The organism is Alcanivorax sp. DSM 26293 (assembly GCF_900107995.1).
In the GTDB taxonomy this organism is placed as follows: domain Bacteria; phylum Pseudomonadota; class Gammaproteobacteria; order Pseudomonadales; family Alcanivoracaceae; genus Alcanivorax.
On record NZ_FNUM01000005.1, the window covers coordinates 227,902 to 249,487 of the forward strand.

Below are 21,586 nucleotides of genomic sequence, written 5' to 3' on the forward strand. Positions count from 1 at the left end.
CTCTTACAGTGCGTTCAGCGGGATTTTCAGGTAGCTCACGCCATTGTCTTCCTCGGGAGGAAGGTGGCCGGCGCGCATATTGATCTGCACCGAAGGCAGAATCAGTCGCGGCATATCCAGGGTGGCATCGCGTTTTTCGCGCATGCTGACGAACTCCTCCTCGGAAACGCCTTCGTGCACGTGGATATTGTCGCGACGCTGGTCGCCCACGGTGGTTTCCCACTGATATTCGCTACGGCTTTCCGGCAGATAGTCGTGGCAGAGAAACATGCGGGTGTCGTCCGGCAGGGCCAGCAGCTTCTGCACGGACTGGTACAGGGTGCGGGCATCACCGCCGGGGAAGTCGCAGCGGGCGGTGCCATAATCCGGCATGAACAGGGTGTCGCCCACAAACACTGCATCGCCGATCACATGGCTCATGCAGGCCGGGGTATGCCCCGGGGTGTGAATGGCCCGCGCCTCAATATTGCCGACCTGGTAGGTGTCCCCATCGGCAAACAGGTGATCGAACTGGCGGCCGTCTCGGGAGAACTCGGTGCCGGCGTTGAAGACCTTGCCGAAGGTCTCCTGCACGGTACGGATATGTTCACCGATCGCCAGCTTGCCGCCGACCTGTTCCTGAATCCAGGGTGCCGCGGAAAGATGATCCGCATGGACATGGGTTTCCAGCAGCCATTCCACGGTGAGCGCTTCCTGTTTGACGTAGGCCACGATCTGGCTGGCACTGTCATGGCGGGTACGCCCGGCTTTGGGGTCGTAGTCCAGCACGGAATCCACAATGGCGCAGCGCCGGGTCTGCGGGTCCGTGACAACGTAGCTGACGGTGTTGGTGTCGTTATCGAAAAAGGCTTTGACGGTTGGGCGAGACATGCCAGTTCCCTCCTGTGGCTGGGTAGCATTCAGGCACAGTTATAGGAGGGAAGCAGGCAAAAGTCAAACTTGGAATAAGCTTATACTTAAAAATTATATAGTGGTCTTTTTTTCCTTCCTTTCCAGAATGGCAGGCAATAACAACAGCACCGAGAGCACCAGCCAGGGCCAGACACCCAGCGCCATAAAGGGGGTAATGCCGGTGCGTGGCTGGTAGTGGCTGTACAGCACGTCACGCTCGAATTGGGGCAGGGCATCCACAATCCGGCCCTGATGGTCGATGACGGCAGTGACGCCATTGTTGGTGCCACGAAGCAGCCAGCGGCCGGTTTCCAGGGCCCGCAGACGGGCCATCTGGAAATGCTGGAGCGGCCCGGCGGAGGTGCCGAACCAGGCGTCGTTGCTGATGGTCACCAGCACATCCGCATCATGGCTGCGGCTGGCCACCAGTTGCGGATAGAGAATCTCGTAGCAGATAAACGGCGCCACGGTATGGCCCAGCACCTGCAGGTTGGGCTGGGCCGGATCGCCCGGCGTAAAGCCGGACATGGGCAGATCAAAGAAGGGGATCAGGCCGCGTATCAACGATTGCAGGGGAACGTATTCGCCAAAGGGCACCAGCTTCTGTTTGTGGTAGACCCGTTCACTGCCGTTGTTGCCATCACGCAAGGGGATGGCGGCAATACTGTTGCGGTAGGTAATGCCGGTATCGCTGACGGTGCGCCAGGGAATGCCGGTAATCAGGGCGCCATTGCGGTCTGCCAGTTGTGCGCCCTCGTCTTCGATAAAGTCGGTGATGTTCTGGTAGAACTCGGTCATGGCCGATTCCGGCCATAACACCAGGGTGTCCCCGGGAATCTCCCGGGTCAGTTCATGGTAGATACGTCGCGTCTCGCCGCGCATGGAAATCTGCCACTTCAGATCCTGGGGGATATTGCCCTGCACCAGCGCCACTTTCTGGTCCGGGCCGGCGGCATGGGTAAAGGTCAGAAAGTGCGCGGCCGTGGCGGTGATCAGAACCAGCACGGACAGACCGGCGGCCACCCAGCGGAGTGCGCCCGGCTGGCGGAGCTGGATCAGGGTGGCACTGATCAGCACCGTGGCCAGGGTCAGCAGCCAGACCCCGCCCAGCGGCGCCAGGCTGGCCAGCGGAGTATCGATAAGTGCGTAGCCGGCATACAGCCAGGGGAAGCCCGTCAGCAGCCAGCCACGCAGCCAGTCCAGCAGTAGCCAGACGCCGCTGAATACCAGTGCCGAGCGTCCCAGGCGCCAGCTCAGGGAAAATGTCAGGCCGTAGAAGAGGGCCAGAAAGGCGGCGAAAATTGCCGTAAAGGGAATCGCCATCCATAGCGGCATGTAGCCATAGTCGTTCATGGACACATGCACCCAGGAGACACCGAAGCCGAACATGCCCAGGCCGTAGAGCCAGCCGCGCAGGAAGGCCTCCTTGCCGGTAGCCGCCTGTTGCTGGCACCAGAAGCCGGCGGCCACGCTGACGAACAGCAGTGGCCACAGGTCATAGGGGGCGAAGGCAAGCGGGAATAGCAGGCCGGCAATCAGGGCCAGCAGACGGTGACGCATGGAATTCCTCGTTTCAGGGTGGCGAGCAGGCCGTCTGGCCAATACGGCTAGAGTCCCTACAAAAATACGAATAAAGTATCAATCACAACCTATAATCAATCTTGCCCTGCCTGCGGATCAAGGCGGGGCGCCAGTGGTGGGCAACCATGGTTGCTGTGCCACCTTGTGAATGCTTGGGGGCATCATAGTGAAACACTATTGCAAGTACCATCCGGGGACGGAGGCGCTATGGTATTGCAGCCATGATGGACTGCACTTGTGTCAGCAATGTGTGGAGAGCCGGGAAGGTAGCCTGACAGAGGCCCGTTGTCTGCTCTGCAACCAGGAGCTGCAAAGCACCGCGCAGGGTCAGGGTGGGCCGTTGTGGCGACAACTGGACCGGTACCTGCGTTACCCGTTCGCCCCATTGCTGTTGCCGGTGCTGCTGGTATGGGCGTTGCTGGCCGCGTTGGTGCCACCCTTGCCGGTGATGGTCCCGGTGGCTCTGTTGGGGGGCTTGCCGGCCTGGGGATTTGGCCGGGCGGTGATGGCATTGCGCAGTCACCCCGGCAAAGCACGCAAAATCGCTGTGCCGGGGTGGGACTGCCTGTCTGATATGGCAGGCTGGAGGGCGGCAATGCTGCAGGCATTGCCGGCGTTGATGGTGATGGTGCCCGCCGGCTTCATGCTGGTGTGGGTATCGGTGTCTGCAGGCTTGCTGATCGGTGCGCTGGGCTTGTTTCTGGTGCCGGCCTTCTGGCTGGCGATCCAGGTCCAGGGGGCGCAGCCCGGATCCTTTGCGGCAGCGTTGACCTACATCTTCTCGGCGCCCCGGGATTATCTGGTCGCCGGGTTGTTGGCCTCTGTGGGTTGGTTGCTGGGGGTGGCGTTGGTGGCAGTGGCCGTGGATGTGATGCCGCTGTCGTTGGCCCAGGGGGTAGCGGGTGCGCTGGCTGCCCTCTGGTGGCTGGCGCTGGCTTGCCTGTGCGGCGATATCCTGGCCCGTCATGGTCGCCTCTGGGGGCTGGATCAAGGTGTAAGGAAAGCCAGTGCACCGCTGGAAGAGCGGCGTCAATGGGTGCAGCTTTGTGCCGGCCGCTTCGACAAAGTGCTATTGAGTACGGGCAAAAGCCTGACGCATAAAGGCGCCACGGTGGCAGACTGGCAACGCTATGATCGCCTGCTGGAAATCACCGGCCGGGAGGATGAACGCCGCAGCCAGGCACCGGCCTATCTGGAAAAAATGGTGCTTGCTTCTGCCTGGTCCGAGGCGCTGGTGTTGCTGTCTCGTGAGCGGGAAATTACCCCCGGCTGGCTGCCCGCATCACCGTCCCTGCGTCTGGCTCTGGCCCGGGGTATTCACGAGCAGGCGCCGAAAATGGCGGTGGCGTTACTCAAGGATCTTCACGACCGACACCCGGACTTCAGCGAGTTGGGCGACGCCTATCTGTTACTGGCGAAGATCCTGGCCGAGCAATTCGGGCTTGCCGGCAAGGCGGAACAGTATCTGCGTTTTGTGGAAAGCCAGTGCCGGGATGCGAAGCTGCGCAAGCAGGTGGCGGACTACCGCGCGGCGTGGGTGTAGGGCTACGAGCGACGCTCGTTGGATAGAGAAAGGGCCGAGAGTTGCTCAAACTCCGAGCCTTCTTCGAAGCCGCTGTAGGAACGGAGCGCAGCGGAGTAACGCACGTTGTGCAGTGCGGCCCGAAGGGTGAGCGAAGCGAATAATACCTCTTGAGGTGCGAACCGCGCGTGCGCGGAAATCGACCGCAGGGCGATCAGGAATCTCAGGGTTCGACAGGTTTCAGAAGGAATGCAGGATCGATTTCAATCTTTGCCGACTCGCTACGCGCGGTTCGCATGTCGCAGATCCCCCTTGGGGGCAAGCATAGCTCCTACATAAAGGAGAAAACCTCGCCAAGGCTCGAGTCGCGCCGCAAGCGACGCTGCTACAGCCTTTGGTCGCGGGTATGGCGCTGTTGCGGTCCTTCCCGTGTTCCCGCTATGGCTCAAGCGCCTTGGCCCGGTGCCCCAATCCTTCCCGAAGTAACGCCTCGCGCAATGCCTGCAGGGCCGGTTTGCGAGTGTCGTGGTGATCCAGGCTGGCGGCCAGGGCTTCTGCCTGGGCAAATTCTCCAGCCCGGGTCAGGGTGGTCACCAGGGGCCAGCCGATGGCGGCGGGCAATGTCGGTCCCTGTTGCTGGCGGAACTGTTGCCAGTGGCCGGCGACCTGTTGAGGTTGGCCCTTTTCGGTGGCCGGGTGGGCAAACAGGCGATGGGCCGTGTGGAGCCAGTCGTTGCTGTGCTGGCCCATGCGGTGGGCAGTGAACAGACCGGTGAGGGCGTCAAAGTGATCCGGGTGTCGCTCAATCACCTGCTGAAAGGCGTCAATGGCGGCCGCCGGCTGGAGGCTGCCGAGGGCCTCCCAGCCGCGTTGCAAGGTTTGCTGATCCTGCGGGTCTGGCATGACGATCTCGATGTCTTGAGCCGGTTCTGCCGGGCGCATGATCTGCACCAGCAGGGTGCCGCCGCCAAGAGCCAGCATGCCGGCGGCCAGGTAGGCTGTGGCGGGCTCGCTTTGCCAGGCCTGCAGGACGAGTAAGGCCAGTGGAATGATCGCCAGGGCGGCGGTGGGCAGGGCGATTGAGGGCCATGCCCTGCCGGGTACCGGAAAGGATAATCGGGTGCGCCAGCCCTGCAGTCCGAGGAAGGCTCCATACCAAACCATCAGGGCAGGGGTGGCGCCATGAAACGGCGTTTGCCCGGCCCGGGCCAGCATCAGGTAGCCGGCTCCAGCCAGCAGGCAGCCCAGCAACCACAGTGTCAGCACCCGGCCATGACCCAGGGTCCGTTCCAGAGAGGATGCCAGTGGCATCAGCGCGAGGAGGGTCAGAGCGGTCAGCCATAGGGGGCCGCCGGTGAAGGGGGCAGTGAAGAAGCGGGCCGGACGGGGGCTGCTGTCTGCCAGTCCCCAGCGATACAGGTTGCTGGCGGCGAGCTGACCGGGTACCTGCTGGCGCAGGGCCGACCAGGTGTCTCTCTGGGCTGGGGACCAGAAATCCCGGGCACGCTGTTCACTGTCGGTGACGAAGGCGGGGGAGAGCATCGCGGCGCTGAATGCATGGACATCACCCGCGGCCAGCTGCTGTTCCAGTTGACCGGCGAGTTTGCCCTGGCCATTGAAGCGCAGCCAGGACAGGTAGTTATTCCATTCCAGGGTCTGCAGGCCACTGTGTTGATACCAGCCGAGGGCAGGCTGGGGCGTTTTCGCCGGGTTCAGCAGCGCGCCCAGCAGAAGGGCAACCACAATGGCAGCCACCACCCAGGGCGCATTTGCCAGCATGGCGATGGAGTCAGCTTTCGACCTCGGTGGTAGTGGCATCGTGGTTTTCCCCCGGCGGTGTCACCCGCAGCAATCTTATTGTTCTGCCGTCGGCGCTGAGCACGGTGAAGAGGTAACCATCCAGTTCGACGCTTTCATCGCGGCCCGGTAGTCGACCGAATTTCTGCATCACCAACCCGCCGATGGTATCGAATTCCTCATCGCTGAACTGACAGCGGAAGTGCTCGTTGAAATCATCGATGGGGGTCAGTGCCTTGACGGTGTATTCGTGGTTGTCGAGATCCTTGATCAGGTAATCTTCTTCTTCCACGTCGTGCTCGTCTTCAATCTCTCCGACGATCTGTTCCAGGACATCTTCAATGGTCACCAGCCCGGCCACGCCACCATATTCATTGACCACTATCGCCATGTGATTGCGGCTGATACGGAATTCACGAAGCAGCGAATCGAGCCGTTTGGATTCCGGTACTACCATAGCAGAGCGGATGTGGTCCTTGATGGAGAAACGGTCCATACGGGCCGGTTCCAGGATCAGCGGTAGCAAATCCTTGGCCAGCAGGATGCCGATCACTTCGTCCGGGTCGTCGCCCAGTACCGGGAAACGGGAGTGGGCACAGTCGATAATGGTGGGCAGGAAATCCCGTGGGTCGGAGCTGGCCTTGATGCTGACCATCTGGGAGCGGGGAATCATGATTTCGCGCACCTGCATGTCCGCCACACAGACTGCGCCTTCGATAATCCCCAGGGTGTCCCCGTCGATAATGTGGGAATCGCGCATGGAGCGCATCAGGTCCAGCAGTTCGTTCCGGTCTCCGGGTGTGGAGGAGAAAAACTGGCCGACACGCTCCAACCAACTTCGGCTGGTACCGTTATCCGAATAGTCGTCCGACATCAGGGGTGAAGCTCCGTATTGTTCTCAAGGTGGTAAGGGTCGGCAAAACCCTGTTCATTCAGGGCGCGGATTTCCATGGCTTCCATGATCTGCGCGTCGTCGTCGTCAATATGATCGTAGCCCAGCAGATGCAGTACACCGTGGGTCACCATGTGGGCCCAGTGGGCTTCCAGTGTCTTGTTCTGTTCCATGGCCTCCCGCCGCACTACCGGGGCACAGAGAATGATGTCGCCGAGCAGGGGCTCCATGGCATCTTCCGGCAGCCCTTCGGGCATTTCAAACGGGAAGGACAGCACATTGGTGGGTTTGTCCTTGTCGCGGTATTCCCGGTTGAGGGTGCGAATTTCGTCCTCATCGACGATGCGCAGGGTGATGTCGCCCACCACGCCGCCGGCTGTCTGGGCAGCATGGCGCACCCAGTCGCATAACCGGGATTCGTCGGGGGCGTCCGGGGCGTCGCTGGCCCACTGGATATCAACGCTGGGTGTCGGTATCCCGTTCATGGCGGTCGTAGGCCTCTACAATACGTTGTACCAGCGGGTGGCGAACCACATCGCGGCTGTCGAAACGGGTCACGCCGATCCCTTTCACCCCGTCCAGGACTTCCAGGGTATTGACCAGGCCGGAGCGCTGGTGGCGGGGCAGGTCCACCTGGGTCACATCCCCGGTGATGACGGCGCGGGTGCCAAAGCCGATTCGGGTGAGGAACATCTTCATTTGTTCCGGGGTGGTGTTCTGCGCTTCATCAAGAATCACGAAACTGTTGTTCAGGGTGCGCCCGCGCATGTAGGCCAGCGGAGCCACCTCAATCACCATCCGGTCCATCAACTTGGCCACGGTTTCAAAGCCAAGCATTTCATAAAGGGCGTCATACAGTGGACGCAGATAGGGGTCGATCTTTTCCGCCAGGTCCCCGGGCAGAAAACCCAGTTTCTCACCGGCTTCCACCGCCGGGCGTACCAGGAGAATGCGCTGGACTTCCGCTTTTTCCAGCGCGTCCACCGCGCAGGCCACCGCCAGCCAGGTCTTGCCGGTACCGGCCGGGCCGATGCCGAAATTGATGTCGTATTTGCGGACCTGTTTGACGTATTCGCGCTGGTGGGCACCGCGGGGCTTGATGCGCACTCGCTTGGTGCGGATCACCACCTCGTCACTGGGAAACGCCACGGTGTTGCCGGTGTGTTTTCCGGAAGCATGGTCGGCCACATTGGACTGCTGCAGATGCAGGTGCACCATCTCCGGAGTCAGCTCGGTGCCATCCCCGGTCTGCGCATACAGCTCACTGAGAATCGCCCCGGCAGCTTCCACGGAGGTGGCCGGTCCGGCCAGATGAAACTGGTTGCCACGATTGTGGATATCCACATGCAGGCGTTGGGCAATCTGCTTGATGTGCTCGTCCAGGTGGCCGCAGAGACTGGCCAGGCGACGGGAATCGTTGGGTTCGAGGCTGATATGCTGGGAAGCGAGTGGTGTGTCCAAGATGGAAAACGTGGCCCCTTGGGCTGTTGCAGAGAGTTTCAGAATACCCCGAAGCGCGTTGTCGGGGAAGAAAAATCACCCGCGCAGCCTAGCCTTGTAGGGTAGCGGGTCGCAAGGGTTGATGGCGGCATGTCGGACAACCGGTCGCGCCGTGTTTTCTGAACGGGATACACTTTAATCGAGAATCATTACCTGCTGTTACATCCATCTCTCTGCGTTGGCGGTATCCGAAACAGGACCCGATTGTCCTGACTGGCCGGCGGCACGCCGGTATCGCTATCCAAGGAGAGATGACATGAATGTGAAAGGCAAAGGTTTGCTGTGGCTGTCGCCACTGGCCGTTGCAGTGACGCTGGCAGCCTGTGGGGGCAATGGCAGTGATCGCTCCCTGATCAATTCCCCCGATGTGGCCCAGGGGCCTGCATTGCTGGTGATGCACAATGGTGCTGCCAACGCCGGTCAAATCGACCGCCTGAATGCGGATCTGGAAGTGCAGACCACTTTCAATGCGGACGCCAATGAGGGTATTGCGCTGGATCTGTTGGGCAACCTCTATGCCGCCAACGACAGTAGCGGGGCGCCCAGTACTCTGCAGGTTCTTCATCAACTGGCAGAACGGACCGACGGCTCGGCCCCGGTTGCCACTCTGGATCGCAGTGTCCCGGCACCGGGTTCCATGACACTGAAAGGGATCGCCATTGCCCATCAGGCCGGCCTGGTCATGGCTGCCAATATCGGCGGTAACAGTGTTGAAGTCTACGGCACCGCTGCCGGTGGCAATGCCGCGCCGCTTGCCTCCACGGCCCTGTCGGGCAATACCTGGGATCTCGCCTATGATGAGGCGGCGGATCGTCTCTTCCTGGCCATGACCAATGGCACTGTCATCGTGGTGGATGATTATGTGGCAGGGGGCTTTATGGCGACGCCGGCCCGTGTGATCACGCCGGATTCGGCCGGTACGGTTTCCAATCTGCACGGGATCGCCTACCAGGCTGACTCGGACACCCTGGTGGTCAGCGATGTGGGTGATGCGGCGGTAGCGGATGATGGCCGCCTGTACGTGATTGAAGAGGCCTCCACGGCCGAGGGCACGGTGACGCCTGCACGGACCCTGGCCGGCCCGGCAACCAAGCTGGGCAATCCGGTGGATCTGGTTCTGGATGACAGCACGGTGTACATCGCGGAAAAATCCAACGACGCCATTCTGGTTTACCGGAATGTGTTTTCCGGTGATTCCGGCGATATCGCGCCGACCAGGGTGGTCGACAGCATCAAGCCCGAATCCCTGGCCATTATTGTTGAACCGGCCTTGCAACCGGACCTGTCCGATATCGATAGCACCGGCACGACCTTCACCGGGGTTGCGGTGACCAGCAATCCTCCGGCCGCCCCGGGTGACACGGATGTGGTGGTACTGGATCTGGACCTTGGCGCCATGCAGCGTGGCTTCTCCACCACGCAGGATCGTGAAAGCCTGGCATTCAACCAGATGGGCGACGCCTACATTACCTATGATTCCGGACTTGCCGTGATCAATCGTCTGGCCACGGGTCGTGATGGCGAGACCTTCACGCTCAGCCGTGACCGGCTGATTGAGGGGGCCGGCACCGGGCTGATGGCGCCGAAAGGGTTTGATGTGGCCGATGCCCTGGGCTGGGTGCTGGTGACTGACAATGGCAACCCGTCCGTCAGAGTGTTCGGTGCCCAGGCAGGCGGCGATGTGGCGCCCCTGTTTACCACCACGCTCAGCGTGGCGCCCTGGGATCTGGATTATGACCCGGAGGCTGACCGGCTGTACGTGGCGCTCACCGACGGTACGGTGGCGGTATTCGACAGTTACAGCACGGCCCGTGGCAGTGCCGGCCCGGATCGGCTGATTACGCCTGCAGAAGGGGGCGTGGCATTTGCTGCTCCGACCAACCTGCATGGCATCGTCCATGTGGCAGAGACCGACCAGCTGATCCTGTCGGATGTGGGCAGCGGTGCCAATCCCACCGATGGCAAGTTGTATGTGCTGGATAACGGTTCAACCGCTGACGGTATCACCGATGTCACCGTGAATATCGATAACGGCGACAACAATTCGGTGGGTAGTACCCTGCTGGGTAACCCGGTGGATATCGCCTTTGATGGCCAGCACCTGTACGTGGCGGAGAAATCCCAGAGTGTGGTGCTGCGCTTCGATAATATCCTCAGTGCTGCCAGTGGCGATGTGGCACCGTCGCAAACCTGGAATCAGTCGTCACCGGAATCGGTGTCCCTGATTACGGATTCTCTTGGTCGCGCTCCGGAGTAACGTCTGGGGACCGTATTCCGGTCCCCCTGTCCCGGGCCGCTTCGGCGGCCCGGTCTTCTTCTTGACACATTTTTCTCGCACTCTGGTGAATGATCTTCACCTAGTCTTTCATCAGGGATGTTGCTTCATGGACGATTCGCGCGCTGAGTTGGAGCAGGGAGATGCCCTGGTGCAGGCCTGTGCCCGGGGCGATCGTCGAGCTTTCCATCAGCTTTACGTCAACGAGGCACCGCGCATGCTGGCGCTGGCCCGTCGATTTACCGGGGATGCGTCCCTGGCAGAAGATGCGCTTCAGGATACCTTTGTCCAAGTCTGGAAAAATGCCGGACGTTTCCGTAGTCAACGTGGCAGCGCGCGGACCTGGCTGTTCGGGCTGTTGCGTTATCGTTTGATCAATCAGCATCACCGGTCCCGCCGGGAAGCCTTCGAGCCCCTGCCGGGTGACCAGTGGCCGGACCCGGGCCCGTCTCCGGAGCAATGCTCCCTGGAGAATGACCAACGCCGTGCCATCATCGATTGTTTGCAGACCCTGCAAATGGATCGCCGGCGCCCCATTCTGATGGCGTTTTATCAGGGGTTCACCTACGAGCAGATTGCCGACACCCTGGCCGTCCCCCTGGGCACGATCAAGAGCCGTGTTCGCTCCGGGCTGAAAGGATTGCAGGAGTGCCTGCGATTATGATTCCCCGCGATTCCCAGGAGCGGCAATTGTTGATTGCCGAGCATGTTCTCGGGCTGCTTTCTCCCGAGCAGGCCGCCGAGGTGGAGCGCTGGCTGGAGCAGGATGACGATGCCGCCCAGCTGGCAAGCCACTGGCAGGCCCACTGGCTGGGCGCAGCCGAGTTGCTGGAGCCGGAACCGCTGCCCCCTGGATTATGGCAGCGTATCGAACGGCAAACCGCTGAAGCGGGCACACGCCGTCGTCCGGTCTGGCAGACGCTCTGGCAAAGCCCGTCGCTGTGGCGAACGGTCAGTGCCGGCCTGTTGGTGGCAGTGGTTCTGTTGCTGGGGCCGCTGCGGGTTCCGGCACCGGTGTATACCGTGGTGTTACAGGCACCGGGGGAGGCGGCAAGCCCGGGTTGGCGAATCACCGTTTCTGACCGGGGTGACCTGCAGCTGACGCCGCTGGCAGACAGCGAGTACCCGGTGGATCGCAGTGTTCAGTTCTGGACCCTGGCGGATCCCGCGCAAGGGCCTCGCTCTCTGGGTCTGGTCAATCCTGGCCAGCCTCTGGTCCTGCCTGCCAGCCGGGTGGGGGACGTGGAAAGCGGTCAGCTGTTCGAACTGACGCTGGAACCGCCGGGTGGCTCCCCTGCTGATCGACCCACCGGCCCGGTTCTGTTTATCGGCCGAGCGGTGGCGCTTTAGCGCGGCGTGAGGGGCAACCCGGGCTCAGCCCGGGTTGCGCGGGTCGCTGCCCAGCAGGGAGTTGCTGTAGGCCTGGGCGATGGTGATGTCCACGAATTTGCCGATCAGATCGGTGTCATCGCTGCGGAAGTTCACCACTCGATTGTTTTCGGTACGCCCTTTCAACTGGCCCGGGTCTTTCTTGGAAAAACCGTCAACCAGAATGCGCTGGGTACTGCCCACCATCTTGCGGGAAATGTCCTGCACGTTCTGGTTGATACGCTGCTGCAGGATGGCCAGGCGCTGTTTTTTCACGTCCAGGGGCACGTCATCAGGCAGGTCTGCCGCCGGGGTACCCGGACGGGCGCTGTAGATGAAGCTGAAAGACATATCGAAGCCGATGTCGTGGATCAGATTCATGGTGTCCTCGAAGTCCCGGTCGGTTTCTCCCGGGAAGCCGATGATGAAATCGGAGCTGAACGAGATGTCCGGGCGGATACGCTTGAGCTTGCGCAGCTTGCTCTTGTATTCCAGCACCATGTGGTTGCGTTTCATCATGGCCAGGATGCGGTCGGAGCCGGACTGCACCGGCAGGTGCAGGTGGCTGACCAGTTCCGGCACGTCCTCATAGACCTGGATCAGCGAATCGGAAAACTCCACCGGGTGGCTGGTGGTGTAGCGGATGCGATCGATGCCGTCGATGTCGCGGATCAGCCGGATCAGGTCAGCCAGGTCCAGGGTGTCACCATCAGCGCCGACCCCCCGGTAGGCATTCACATTCTGGCCCAGCAGGTTGACCTCGCGGACCCCCATTTCCGCCAGATGCTCGATCTCCTGGAGCACCGGCTGCACCGGGCGGCTCACTTCCTCGCCACGGGTATAGGGCACCACGCAGAAGGTACAGTACTTGGAGCAGCCTTCCATGATGGATACAAAGGCGCTGGGGCCATCCACGCTGGGTTCTGGCAGGTTGTCGAACTTTTCCACTTCCGGAAAGGTCACATCGATGGCCAGTTTTCGGGTGGTGGCGGCCTGGGTAATGAGGCCGGGCAGACGATGCAGGGTCTGTGGACCGAATACCACGTCCACGTAGGGGGCCCGGTCACGGATGGCATCGCCTTCCTGACTGGCGACGCAGCCACCGACCGCGATCACCATGTCCGGCTTGGCATCCTTGAGCTTTTTCCAGCGACCCAGCTGGTGAAACACCTTTTCCTGGGCTTTTTCCCGGATCGAACAGGTGTTGAGCAGCAATACGTCCGCTTCTTCCGGATTGTCGGTGGGCTCCAGGCCGTGGCTGGATTCGAGCAGGTCCACCATGCGGGTGGAGTCGTACTCGTTCATCTGGCAGCCGTGGGTCTGAATAAAAAGCTTGCGTGCCAAGGGGCACCTCCATCATTGGGTTGTCAGCCGCTTTGGCTTGCCTAACCCTCGAATAGCGTCAAAATGGGCGCGGATTATACCAACCGGAGAGATCATGCGAAAACTGCCGTACCTTCTACCGTATCTCCTGCCTCTGCTACTGGCCTTTCTGCTGGCCGGCTGTGGCAAGCAGGAAAGTGACTTGCCTGTGAATACCCGGCTGGGGGGTGAGTTTACACTGACTGACCAGAACGGCGAGCCTTTCAGTCAGGCAGCGCTCAACGGTAAGGTGACGATCCTGTTTTTTGGCTACACCCACTGTCCGGATATCTGCCCGGCGGTATTGGCCCGGGTCGCCCAGGTGTACCGGCAGCTGCAAGAAGCCGGGGAGGCGGATCAGGTCCAGCCGGTCTTCATCACTTTTGATCCAGAGCGTGATACGGCGGCGTATCTTAAGGAATACCTGCCCTGGTTCAAGGCGAACATCATCGGCCTCACCGGCAGTCTGGAGGAGATCCGCCAGGTGGCCAAACAGTACGGCGTGGTGTTCATCAAGGATCAGCAAGAACAGGATTATCTGTTCACCCACAGTGACTATATTTACCTGCTGGATGACCAGGGTCGGGTGCGCAAACTGTACCCGGCGGATTTCACGATTGATGAGGTGGTAAACGATGCCAAGAGCCTGCTTTAAATTCGCCCTGGTGGCAGCGGTGGTTGCCCTTGCGGTGCCTGCTCACGCGGAGCTGACCTTCAGCGACCCATGGCTGCGTGCAGTGCCCCCGGTTTCGCCGGCCATGGCGGGGTATGTGACCCTGAACAATGACGGGGAGGAGCCCGTGACCATCACCGGCGTGAGTACCCCGGCCGCCGGTCACACCATGCTGCATGACATGGAAAGTACCGGTGATGGCAGTCGCCGGATGGTGCATCTACACCACCTGGAAATCCCGGCGGGAGAGAGTGTCAGCCTGGCGCCGGGAGGCAAGCACCTGATGCTGATGAAGCTCACCGAGGTGCCGGCCCCCGGAGAAACGGTGGAGATCTGTTTTCACCTGAAAGGCGGGAAAGATGCCTGCACTGGCTTCCCGGTTATACGCCAGTCCCAAACTGACGGTTGAACCGGGTTCCGTTTTGCGGATAATCCCATGCTTTATTCGTAGTCTTTGCATAACCGGAACGACTATAAAAGCATGGGGAACCTATGAAAAAGGCATTATCCGCGATGCTGGGTGCCACCCTGAGTGCAAGCCCACTCTGGGCCCAGACTCCGGAAAGTGATCTCCAGCAGCGGCTGCTGGATTATGAGCAGCGCCTGGAACAGCTCGAAAAACAACAATTCGACAATACCCTGGACGATGCCGCAGACCGGATCCGCATCAACGGCTTCCTGTCCGCCGGCGTGTCCCGGGCGGAGCTGGAGACGACCTCGGGCTCTGCCAGCTATATCGATGGCGCCGATGACACCTGGAGCCATGATTCCCTGACCCGCGCCGGGGTCCAGTTCAACGCCAGGCTCAGCGACCGGGCAGAGGCCGTGGTTCAGCTGTTTGCGTCCGGCGCTGACGAATTCAATGCGGAATTGCAGTGGGCCTATCTGGATTACCAGTTCAGTGACGCTGTCAGCGTGAAAGCCGGGCGCATCGTGGCGCCGTTCTACATGCACTCCCAATACATCGATGTGGGCTATGCCTACCCGTGGGCCAGCCTGCCCGCGGAGGTGTATCAGCTGGCACCGGTAAAAACCATGGAGGCGGTGGAGGCTTCCTGGCGTTTTACCACCGGGCCGGTTTCGCATCGCCTTTCCGGGTTCTGGGGATCCAGTACCGTGGACGGGGGAGACCGTGTGGCCAACGCCCAGTTTCAGGCCGACGATCTGAGCGGCCTGAACTTCACCAGCTACTGGCGTAACTGGACGCTGAGAGCGGCCTACAGTGCCGCGGATGTGTCAGTCAGCCAGGATGATCTGGCAGCCGCCGGTGTCCCCCCGATCCTGGGCCTGTCCTTTGATGAGGTGTACACCTATTTTGCCGGCCTGGGCCTGCAATACGATGATGGCAGCTGGTTCTTTTCCGCAGAAAAAGCGCGACTGGATTTTGGCAACTGGTATCCCAGCAGCGAGAGCGGCTACGTCACCGTCGGCAAATATCTCGGCAAATGGATGCCCATGGTGACCTGGGCCGAAGTGAATCCCCGTGACCTGGATCGCAGCCTTCCCGCTGCCCTGAATAACGGTCTGGCAGAGCAGCAGAAAAGCTGGACTGGCGGTTTGCGCTACTCCCTCAGTGAGGCCATCGCCCTGAAAGGGGAAGTCAGCTACTACTACGATTTTTCCGATAGTGAGGTAAGCACTTCCGGTTTCTTTGTTACCGAGGGTGCACCGCTTGAGGATGACCACGCCACAGTGATTCGTCTCAGTGCCGATCTGGTTTTTTAAGGAGGAATGATCATGAAAAGAATAATGTTCTCATTGCTCCTGATGCTGGCAACCACCGTTCAGGCGGACCCGGTGGTGGTGGTGTCTGCGAACAGCAGTCTTGGGGCGCTGACACAGGATGAAGTTCGGCAGATCTTCAATGGCCAGGCCCGCCGGGTTTCCGGTGTCTCGGTGAAGCCGCTGGATTTGCCATCGCGAGGCGACGCCCGGGAGGCGTTTTACCAGCAGGTGCTCGGCAAGAGTGCGGAGCAGATGAAAAGCTACTGGGCGCGGATGATTTTTACCGGCCGGGGCATGCCGCCCAGGGAAGTCTCCAGTGAACAGGAGATGGTTATGCTGGTAGGCAGTAACCGGAATTTTGTTGGCTACCTGGATGCCTCACAGGTAACCCCGGACCTGAAGGTGGTGTATCGGCCCTGACGTTTTCTGTTGTTGTTCACAGACCCCTTGCCCGCCTCATCGGCGGGCTTTTTTTATGGTCGTATCAGCCCACGGCAGTGTTGCAAAACGTAGGGTGTCACTGAGCCTGGGGCGAACTGCACCGATTCGGCGTTTGATGGTGCAGTTCGCCCCAGGCTCAGTGGCACCCTACGCTATTGGCGGCGGTCAGGGGTTTACGGTCGGGGCCCTGTTATCCGGAAGAAACTCCGGGGCAAGCCAGTGCCAAAATGGCAGAGATCGCCTGCAGCGGTCGGTCCTCTTTCCTACCCATGTTTGAGACTTCGCCTCTGCTGTGCTTTGCCGACACCTCATAAACTGCGTCAATGCGCTATTTACTGATCGTCTACCTGCTTCTTGTTCCTGTGAGCCTGTGGGCGGATTGTCGAGGCCTGGCTCCCGCCCGTGGTGTACCCGCCCCGGCAGAAAATGAATGGAACCTGGCGACGCTGAACCTGTGGCGGCTTCGTGATATCCGCAAAGACAGCCATCTGGATAAACCGCTTTCTTCTGCTGTGCTGGAGAGGCGATTAGAGGCGCTGGCAGATTTCATCGCCGGCCCTTTGCGGGCGCCCCATATGCTGGCTGTTCAGGAAGTGGAAAACCGTCAATTACTGGCGGCGCTGGTAGAGCGACTTGCCGGGTACGGTTGGCGATACCGCGTCGTTCTGAAAGAGGGCAATGATCCCTCCGGCATGGATGTGGGCCTGCTCTATCGTCAGCCGGTGCAGATTGCCTCGGCGGAAAGCCTGTTTGTGGAGCAGGACTTTTACGGCCACGCACTGTTTTCCCGTCCGCCCTTGCACGTGACGGTGCATGCACCTCGGCAGTTGCAGCTGGTTGTGGTGCACCTGCGCAGTGCGCGAGGTCTGCAAAAAGCGCAGGTCCAGGAAAAAAGGCAGAGCCAGGCGGCGTTGCTGGCCAACTGGGTCACTAAGCAGGATGGACCGCTCATTGTCGCCGGTGACTTCAACAGCACCTGGGATGCCGGGCGGCTCTCTGCCAGCTATGCGCGTTTTGCGGAATCCGGTCTGTTTAATCTGTGGCAGCTTATGCCGGAACCGGAGCGCTACAGCTTTCGTTATCGTTGCCGGCCACAGGCGCTGGACCATATCTGGGTGTCACGGGCGGCGAAAAAGGCAGTCTCCAGAACGGCGGTAACCCGGGGTAATGCGGGTCGCTATCACAGCTTGTATGGCAGTCAGGGCGTGACGCCAGTGTCTGATCATGATGCGGTGGTCGTGTACTTTACTGGAGGGAGATAAAAGCAGGTCTGGCGTGTTGCCTGGAGCGTGGCGGATGTTCCGTGGAAACGAAAAAGACGCCGCGGGGTTGCTTGCGTGTTTGCGAGGACCAGGGAGAGCCCCGCGGCGTTAAACAGTGGGCGGCATGCGCCGCCCGTGTTCTTGGTGCTTACAGTGCGAACTCGTAGGAAACGCTCAGTACTACGTCGTCATCCCAAGTATCTTCGCCAGCAACATCTTCCTGATCGACGATCTTGGAGGCCGTGAATGTGAACTGATCGGTAACGGCATAGCTCAGATCCACATGGGTATAATCGGCGAGAGTGGCATCTACTTCAGGGTCACCATCGAAGTCATAGTAACCTGCGGTAATGCCGTACTTGTCGTAGCCGTAGCTCAGAGCGAAGTAATCATTTTTGTAATCTTCATCGCCACCCTTGCCGGAATTGCCCACACCGATAAAGGCATCAGCGCTCAGGCCGGCAAAGCCAACACCCAGGTGGACTTCCTGGAAGTCAGCAACGGATGCAGGATCTGCGGCTAAGGTGCCGCCAGCGGTGTAATTGTAGTCGATGTAGCTGATGTCGTAGCTCAGACCTTCGAACTCACCACCGAAACCGGCGTACAGGTCGTACTCGGTGTCGTCGGTTTCAGAAGATGCCCAGGCACCAGCGTACAGACCGGACGTGTGGGAGTAGTCAACGCTACCGTATACCGCTGCACCGTCAGTCAGCTGCTGACCACGCCACAAGTACTGGCTGGACGCACCCAGGGTACCACTGACTTCAGCAGCAGCGATGGCCGGAGCCAGGCTGGCAGCGACGATGGAAGCGGCCAAAACGGTTTTCTTCAGACCAAATACGTTTTTCATGTGCAACCCTCTTAACAAGTCTAATTCGTTCAATGTGCGCTGGTGACGCACCGCCTTTTCGGCTCGCATTAGATATTGCAGAGAGCGTGCCAACTATTTTTTGTTGATAAAAAACAGTGGCTTGATGATTGTTGGGGGGAAAAAAGCGGGTTTCACAAAGGGGAAACAGAGAATGCGGTGAGCGAAATTGGTGCCGCGCACCGCATTGGTGCGCCCGTTATGGGCACTGCCAGTCAGTTTGCACCGCATCGACGCTGTTGCCCGCGGCATCCTTCAATGACAGACCGCACTGACCCTTGTCGTAGACAAAGTGCGCCTGGTACTCGCCACCGGCCTGGGGAGAAAACTGCAGGGCGACACGACAGCGGTCCCGGCTGTTGTCCGCCTGGCGTCGATTGTAGATCACGCCAATACGGGTGGCGGGGGCCGCGTCGACCGTTGTTGTGACCTCCGGGCTTTTCTTCATGGTTTCCAGCAGTTCGTCCAGTGCACCACCGCTGATCGGGCTTTGCGACAGGGCATAGTCGGTGGATTGGAAGCCCTTGCCGGGCACACAGACGACGGGCTGGGCGGCGGTATCGTTGCTGGTGAAGGTAACCTGGGCGGTCTCGCCAGTGGTGGGTTCCTGGTAATTAAGATGCTGACAGCCGGCCAGCAGGGCCAGAGGGGCGAAAATCAGGGCTTTCATGATGTGTCCTTATCAGGGCGTTTGGCAAAGTGTATGTCAGCCGGACGGCAGACCCAATGGGGTTTCTGTTGCAAGGTCGGGGCCATGAATTGCCAGCGAGCCCGGCGAGGGGGCAACAGTAACGATGGGATCAGTGTGTGTCACCGAACCAGTGGCTGATCGCCTCCCGGGTCAGTGCAGGTTTTTCCCGGTTGGAGGGTAACCAGTTGCCGGCGTTGGCGGTCATGGCGGTGAGAAACTCGAACAGGGGCAGGTGCTGGCGCAATACCCGGTGGTGCCGGTGGCCGATTACCGGGTTGAAATAGCCAAAGAAATCCAGCATCTGCCGGGGATTCTTGCGCACCCAGAGCCAGGAGCCCATTTCCAGGGTAAAGGGCAGGAAGGTGTGTTGCGGTGCCCGATCCTGGGCATCGTCGTAGAGATAATCCCAGAGATCGCCATGGGTGGTGTAGTTCACCGACTGGGGCTCGATCAGGTAGGGGTGATGATGGGGATAGGTGTCTTCGAAGTGTTGTTTGAGCCGGTACACCTCACCGATGTGGGGAATAGGGCGATGACTGCGGGCGTAGCAGCACCAGATACGGTCCCGACGACCAAAGCCGCTGTGGCAATCCACGCTCATGGCAAAGGGAGCTGGCATCAGTTTTTCCCGAACCACGCGCACCAACGCCTGGGCTTCCGCTTCCATGGGGGCACCACTTTTTCCCCGATACCAGGGCAGGTGTCGACTGATGCGGTGGCCGCCCACCAGAAAAGGCACCCGGCCCATGGCATCGATGGGCGCGTTGCGCATCAGGTCCACGCCATTGGGGTTGCTGCGGGTGCGCTTCCAGATGCCACCCGGGTTGATCATGGGCATGAATACCAGACGCACCTGCTCCAGCCGGCGATGGAGCTGGTCGTCCCACTGCAAACGATGAATCAGGCTGTGCAGCCAGGACATCAGCACCTGGCTGCCGATCCGCTCCACCCCATGCACGCCGCCAAAAAAACCGATCACCGGCACGCCGGGAGAGGTGCTGCCCATTTCGATCACCCGCACCGGCAAGGACAGCTCACCCATGGGCACCTCATGAACCGTGGACACCCGCAGGTGGCGTTCACCATGACGAATCAGGGCATCCAGATGCAGAAGCTCGGGCAGATGGCGTTGCAGCAGGTAGAGGGTGTCTTCCATAGGCGGGGCGGGGACAGGCAAAGAGAATTACACAGGGTAACGACGGCAGATAACAGGAATGTGACGATGCCTTGCCTGCATGTTATCACCTGGGTATCTACGCTACGGAGCCGCTGTAGGAGCGGATCTTGAGCCGCGAACCTCGCGAAGCGAGGAAATCGACCGAAGGGCGATCAGGGATTTCCGGGCTCGACAGGTGTCTTTAGAAGGAGCCGGTGGTTACCTGGTACATTTCCTTCGCTGTCGCTCGGATTCGCACCTCAAGAGGTGTTATTCGCTGCGCTCACCCCTACGGGGCCGCCCTGCGGGCGTTACTCCCCTGCGCTCCGTTCCTACCGCGGCGCTGTAGCGAGATGGGCAGTTTTTCTTCACCAAACCGTGATGCCACTGTCAGCGAACTGTCACGCCGAATTTCTAGTGTGGCCACAGGATAGTCCTGCAACGGATAAGAGCCTGTGGCCGTGCCCATGACAATGCCTCTTGATTCTGCTTGCTCACTGCGAACCGGGGATCTGCTGTTGTTTTCCGGCCGCGGTTTTACCAGTGAGGTGATCCGGGTCTTTACCCGTAGTCCCTGGAGTCATATCGGCATGGTCGTGCACCTGCCCGGTAATCCCGATCCGCTGGTTCTGGAATCCACCACCTTGAGTGAATCATCGGATGTGACCCTGGGCTGTCCGGTGGCCGGTGTGGCGCTGGTTCCACTGGCAGACAAGCTACGTGATTACCCGGGCACGGTGGCGTTGCGTCGACGGCATGGGCCGCCATTGAGTGATCGCCAACAGCAACTGCTGACGCGCCTGGTCAAACGGTTGCTCCATCGTCCCTACAAGAATTACGTGCTGTGCAATGCCCTGGATGTGCTGACCGGTTTTACCCGCAAGCCGGACCAGCGCGGCTGGTTCTGTTCGGAACTGGTGGCGGAACTGTACCGGCGGTTGGGCTGGTTACCCCGCCAGACCCGCGCCAGCACGCTGGTGCCGGGGCATTTCGGTTCCCGTCACATGCGTTTGCAACACGGCAAGCTGGGGGCCGTGGAGTTTCTCAAGAGTGGCCCGCAAGCCACCGCCATCCGGGCCCGGGTTACAGCCAGCGCCGAACACGTTGCTGATAGGCCTGCCATTGCTCCCCGAACTGTTGGGCGTGAAACGCTTCTTCCGCAACAATCACATGCTGCTGGATAACCCAGACCACCGGGACCAGCATGATCAGCATGCCCGGGCTGTGCTGATTCAGGGCCATGGCCAGGTAGAGCGCGGTAAAGCCCAGGTAGATGGGATTGCGGCTAAAGCGGAATACGCCTGTGGTAAGCAGCTGACTGGCGGGGCGATGGGGAACCAGGGTCGTGCGTGCCAGGCGCAGCTGGATCGCCGCAGCCAGCACCAGGGTGGTGCCAATCACGGCCAGCGCCAGAATCACCCAGTGATCACCCGGGAATGCCGGGGCGGGGAGCGGCAGGGCCTGATCGATGCCATAACCCATCAGCAGCCCCCCCAGATACAGGGCCGGTGGCGGCATCATCACTTGCGGGTGCTCGAGGGACATGGCAATCACCTGGTGACAGAAAACGAAGAGGAAAAAT

21 protein-coding genes are annotated in these 21,586 nt (G+C 60.4%); 10 read left to right on the forward strand and 11 right to left on the reverse strand.

The window, feature by feature from the left end; genetic code table 11:
- Nucleotides 1–3: 3 nt before the first annotated feature.
- Nucleotides 4–870: an MBL fold metallo-hydrolase gene (locus C4S63_RS10990; protein ID WP_103917578.1), complete on the reverse strand. Its 867-nt coding sequence runs from the start codon at nt 868–870 to the stop codon at nt 4–6.
- A 93-nt stretch (nt 871–963) separates the two neighbouring features.
- The gene (lnt, locus tag C4S63_RS10995; protein WP_103917579.1) at nt 964–2,451 is read right to left on the reverse strand and encodes an apolipoprotein N-acyltransferase; all 1,488 of its coding nucleotides are present in this window, start codon (nt 2,449–2,451) and stop codon (nt 964–966) included.
- Between the two features lie 256 nt (nt 2,452–2,707).
- Here lnt and C4S63_RS11000 point away from each other — a divergent pair, with 256 nt between their 5' ends.
- Nucleotides 2,708–4,015 carry a hypothetical protein gene (locus tag C4S63_RS11000; RefSeq protein WP_234999994.1) on the forward strand — a complete coding sequence of 436 codons (1,308 nt, stop codon included), beginning with the start codon at nt 2,708–2,710 and terminating at the stop codon, nt 4,013–4,015.
- Between the two features lie 417 nt (nt 4,016–4,432).
- Here C4S63_RS11000 and C4S63_RS11005 read toward each other — a convergent pair whose 3' ends face one another.
- Genes C4S63_RS11005 through C4S63_RS11020 form a run of 4 tightly spaced genes read right to left on the reverse strand, consistent with a single transcriptional unit; the run spans nt 4,433 to nt 8,144 of the window.
- Nucleotides 4,433–5,812, reverse strand: coding sequence for a rhomboid family intramembrane serine protease (locus tag C4S63_RS11005; protein WP_200819539.1), 1,380 nt, complete (start codon nt 5,810–5,812; stop codon nt 4,433–4,435).
- Complete coding sequence (locus C4S63_RS11010) at nt 5,784–6,665, reverse strand: HlyC/CorC family transporter (RefSeq protein ID WP_062817465.1); 882 nt, start codon at nt 6,663–6,665, stop codon at nt 5,784–5,786. Before C4S63_RS11010 ends, C4S63_RS11005 begins: the two co-directional genes overlap by 29 nt.
- On the reverse strand, nt 6,665–7,168 hold the full coding sequence (gene ybeY / locus C4S63_RS11015) for an rRNA maturation RNase YbeY (RefSeq protein WP_062817464.1): 504 nt from the start codon (nt 7,166–7,168) through the stop codon (nt 6,665–6,667). Before ybeY ends, C4S63_RS11010 begins: the two co-directional genes overlap by 1 nt.
- A complete protein-coding gene (locus tag C4S63_RS11020) occupies nt 7,140–8,144 on the reverse strand; it encodes a PhoH family protein (RefSeq protein WP_062817463.1) in 1,005 nt (334 codons plus the stop codon). The genes ybeY and C4S63_RS11020 overlap by 29 nt, the downstream gene beginning before the upstream one ends.
- A gap of 295 nt (nt 8,145–8,439) precedes the next feature.
- Here C4S63_RS11020 and C4S63_RS11025 point away from each other — a divergent pair, with 295 nt between their 5' ends.
- The 3 genes from C4S63_RS11025 (at nt 8,440) to C4S63_RS11035 (ending at nt 11,808) form a co-directional block, all read left to right on the forward strand.
- Nucleotides 8,440–10,440 carry a hypothetical protein gene (locus tag C4S63_RS11025; RefSeq protein WP_103917581.1) on the forward strand — a complete coding sequence of 667 codons (2,001 nt, stop codon included), beginning with the start codon at nt 8,440–8,442 and terminating at the stop codon, nt 10,438–10,440.
- 127 nt (nt 10,441–10,567) lie between these two features.
- Nucleotides 10,568–11,122 (forward strand): RNA polymerase sigma factor, encoded by a 555-nt coding sequence (locus C4S63_RS11030; RefSeq protein WP_062817461.1) that lies wholly within the window; start codon nt 10,568–10,570, stop codon nt 11,120–11,122.
- Nucleotides 11,107–11,808, forward strand: a complete 702-nt coding sequence (locus tag C4S63_RS11035) for an anti-sigma factor domain-containing protein (RefSeq protein ID WP_200819540.1) — start codon at nt 11,107–11,109, stop codon at nt 11,806–11,808. Before C4S63_RS11030 ends, C4S63_RS11035 begins: the two co-directional genes overlap by 16 nt.
- Nucleotides 11,809–11,832: 24 nt before the next feature.
- Here the strand turns inward: C4S63_RS11035 and miaB are convergent, their stop codons facing one another.
- Nucleotides 11,833–13,170, reverse strand: coding sequence for a tRNA (N6-isopentenyl adenosine(37)-C2)-methylthiotransferase MiaB (gene miaB, locus C4S63_RS11040; RefSeq protein ID WP_062817459.1), 1,338 nt, complete (start codon nt 13,168–13,170; stop codon nt 11,833–11,835).
- 94 nt (nt 13,171–13,264) lie between these two features.
- Here miaB and C4S63_RS11045 point away from each other — a divergent pair, with 94 nt between their 5' ends.
- The 5 genes from C4S63_RS11045 (at nt 13,265) to C4S63_RS11065 (ending at nt 17,289) form a co-directional block, all read left to right on the forward strand.
- Nucleotides 13,265–13,843: an SCO family protein gene (locus C4S63_RS11045; RefSeq protein WP_160052758.1), complete on the forward strand. Its 579-nt coding sequence runs from the start codon at nt 13,265–13,267 to the stop codon at nt 13,841–13,843.
- Nucleotides 13,824–14,270 carry a copper chaperone PCu(A)C gene (locus C4S63_RS11050; protein ID WP_103917583.1) on the forward strand — a complete coding sequence of 149 codons (447 nt, stop codon included), beginning with the start codon at nt 13,824–13,826 and terminating at the stop codon, nt 14,268–14,270. Before C4S63_RS11045 ends, C4S63_RS11050 begins: the two co-directional genes overlap by 20 nt.
- 83 nt (nt 14,271–14,353) lie before the next feature.
- Nucleotides 14,354–15,586 carry a hypothetical protein gene (locus C4S63_RS11055; RefSeq protein ID WP_103917584.1) on the forward strand — a complete coding sequence of 411 codons (1,233 nt, stop codon included), beginning with the start codon at nt 14,354–14,356 and terminating at the stop codon, nt 15,584–15,586.
- A 12-nt stretch (nt 15,587–15,598) separates the two neighbouring features.
- On the forward strand, nt 15,599–16,006 hold the full coding sequence (locus C4S63_RS11060; protein WP_234999995.1) for a hypothetical protein: 408 nt from the start codon (nt 15,599–15,601) through the stop codon (nt 16,004–16,006).
- A 344-nt stretch (nt 16,007–16,350) separates the two neighbouring features.
- Nucleotides 16,351–17,289: an endonuclease/exonuclease/phosphatase family protein gene (locus C4S63_RS11065; RefSeq protein ID WP_063509447.1), complete on the forward strand. Its 939-nt coding sequence runs from the start codon at nt 16,351–16,353 to the stop codon at nt 17,287–17,289.
- Between the two features lie 148 nt (nt 17,290–17,437).
- Here the strand turns inward: C4S63_RS11065 and C4S63_RS11070 are convergent, their stop codons facing one another.
- From C4S63_RS11070 to C4S63_RS11080, 3 genes are all read right to left on the reverse strand, one after another.
- Nucleotides 17,438–18,139, reverse strand: coding sequence for a TorF family putative porin (locus C4S63_RS11070; protein WP_103917586.1), 702 nt, complete (start codon nt 18,137–18,139; stop codon nt 17,438–17,440).
- Between the two features lie 217 nt (nt 18,140–18,356).
- On the reverse strand, nt 18,357–18,827 hold the full coding sequence (locus tag C4S63_RS11075) for a hypothetical protein (RefSeq protein ID WP_063509445.1): 471 nt from the start codon (nt 18,825–18,827) through the stop codon (nt 18,357–18,359).
- A 130-nt stretch (nt 18,828–18,957) separates the two neighbouring features.
- Nucleotides 18,958–20,004, reverse strand: coding sequence for a M14 family zinc carboxypeptidase (locus C4S63_RS11080; RefSeq protein WP_082810903.1), 1,047 nt, complete (start codon nt 20,002–20,004; stop codon nt 18,958–18,960).
- A gap of 467 nt (nt 20,005–20,471) precedes the next feature.
- Here C4S63_RS11080 and C4S63_RS11085 point away from each other — a divergent pair, with 467 nt between their 5' ends.
- On the forward strand, nt 20,472–21,188 hold the full coding sequence (locus C4S63_RS11085; protein WP_103917587.1) for a YiiX/YebB-like N1pC/P60 family cysteine hydrolase: 717 nt from the start codon (nt 20,472–20,474) through the stop codon (nt 21,186–21,188).
- On the opposite strand, the gene C4S63_RS11090 is transcribed toward C4S63_RS11085, so the two are convergent.
- A complete protein-coding gene (locus C4S63_RS11090) occupies nt 21,088–21,549 on the reverse strand; it encodes an isoprenylcysteine carboxylmethyltransferase family protein (protein ID WP_234999996.1) in 462 nt (153 codons plus the stop codon). The two genes, C4S63_RS11085 and C4S63_RS11090, sit on opposite strands and share 101 nt — an antisense overlap.
- Nucleotides 21,550–21,586: the final 37 nt, after the last annotated feature.

What these genes read in the sequence shown, in the direction of transcription:
- C4S63_RS11045 (WP_160052758.1), top strand. Translation starts at nt 13,265, where the DNA reads ATGCGAAAACTGCCGTACCTTCTACCGTATCTCCTGCCTCTGCTACTG.
- C4S63_RS11075 (WP_063509445.1), bottom strand. Translation starts at nt 18,827, where the DNA reads ATGAAAGCCCTGATTTTCGCCCCTCTGGCCCTGCTGGCCGGCTGTCAG.
- C4S63_RS11080 (WP_082810903.1), bottom strand. Translation starts at nt 20,004, where the DNA reads ATGGAAGACACCCTCTACCTGCTGCAACGCCATCTGCCCGAGCTTCTG.
- C4S63_RS10990 (WP_103917578.1), bottom strand. Translation starts at nt 870, where the DNA reads ATGTCTCGCCCAACCGTCAAAGCCTTTTTCGATAACGACACCAACACC.
- C4S63_RS11055 (WP_103917584.1), top strand. Translation starts at nt 14,354, where the DNA reads ATGAAAAAGGCATTATCCGCGATGCTGGGTGCCACCCTGAGTGCAAGC.
- C4S63_RS11030 (WP_062817461.1), top strand. Translation starts at nt 10,568, where the DNA reads ATGGACGATTCGCGCGCTGAGTTGGAGCAGGGAGATGCCCTGGTGCAG.
- C4S63_RS11085 (WP_103917587.1), top strand. Translation starts at nt 20,472, where the DNA reads ATGACAATGCCTCTTGATTCTGCTTGCTCACTGCGAACCGGGGATCTG.
- lnt (WP_103917579.1), bottom strand. Translation starts at nt 2,451, where the DNA reads ATGCGTCACCGTCTGCTGGCCCTGATTGCCGGCCTGCTATTCCCGCTT.
- C4S63_RS11090 (WP_234999996.1), bottom strand. Translation starts at nt 21,549, where the DNA reads ATGTCCCTCGAGCACCCGCAAGTGATGATGCCGCCACCGGCCCTGTAT.
- C4S63_RS11065 (WP_063509447.1), top strand. Translation starts at nt 16,351, where the DNA reads ATGCGCTATTTACTGATCGTCTACCTGCTTCTTGTTCCTGTGAGCCTG.
- C4S63_RS11010 (WP_062817465.1), bottom strand. Translation starts at nt 6,665, where the DNA reads ATGTCGGACGACTATTCGGATAACGGTACCAGCCGAAGTTGGTTGGAG.
- C4S63_RS11050 (WP_103917583.1), top strand. Translation starts at nt 13,824, where the DNA reads ATGCCAAGAGCCTGCTTTAAATTCGCCCTGGTGGCAGCGGTGGTTGCC.
- C4S63_RS11025 (WP_103917581.1), top strand. Translation starts at nt 8,440, where the DNA reads ATGAATGTGAAAGGCAAAGGTTTGCTGTGGCTGTCGCCACTGGCCGTT.
- C4S63_RS11070 (WP_103917586.1), bottom strand. Translation starts at nt 18,139, where the DNA reads ATGAAAAACGTATTTGGTCTGAAGAAAACCGTTTTGGCCGCTTCCATC.
- ybeY (WP_062817464.1), bottom strand. Translation starts at nt 7,168, where the DNA reads ATGAACGGGATACCGACACCCAGCGTTGATATCCAGTGGGCCAGCGAC.
- C4S63_RS11060 (WP_234999995.1), top strand. Translation starts at nt 15,599, where the DNA reads ATGAAAAGAATAATGTTCTCATTGCTCCTGATGCTGGCAACCACCGTT.
- C4S63_RS11005 (WP_200819539.1), bottom strand. Translation starts at nt 5,812, where the DNA reads ATGCCACTACCACCGAGGTCGAAAGCTGACTCCATCGCCATGCTGGCA.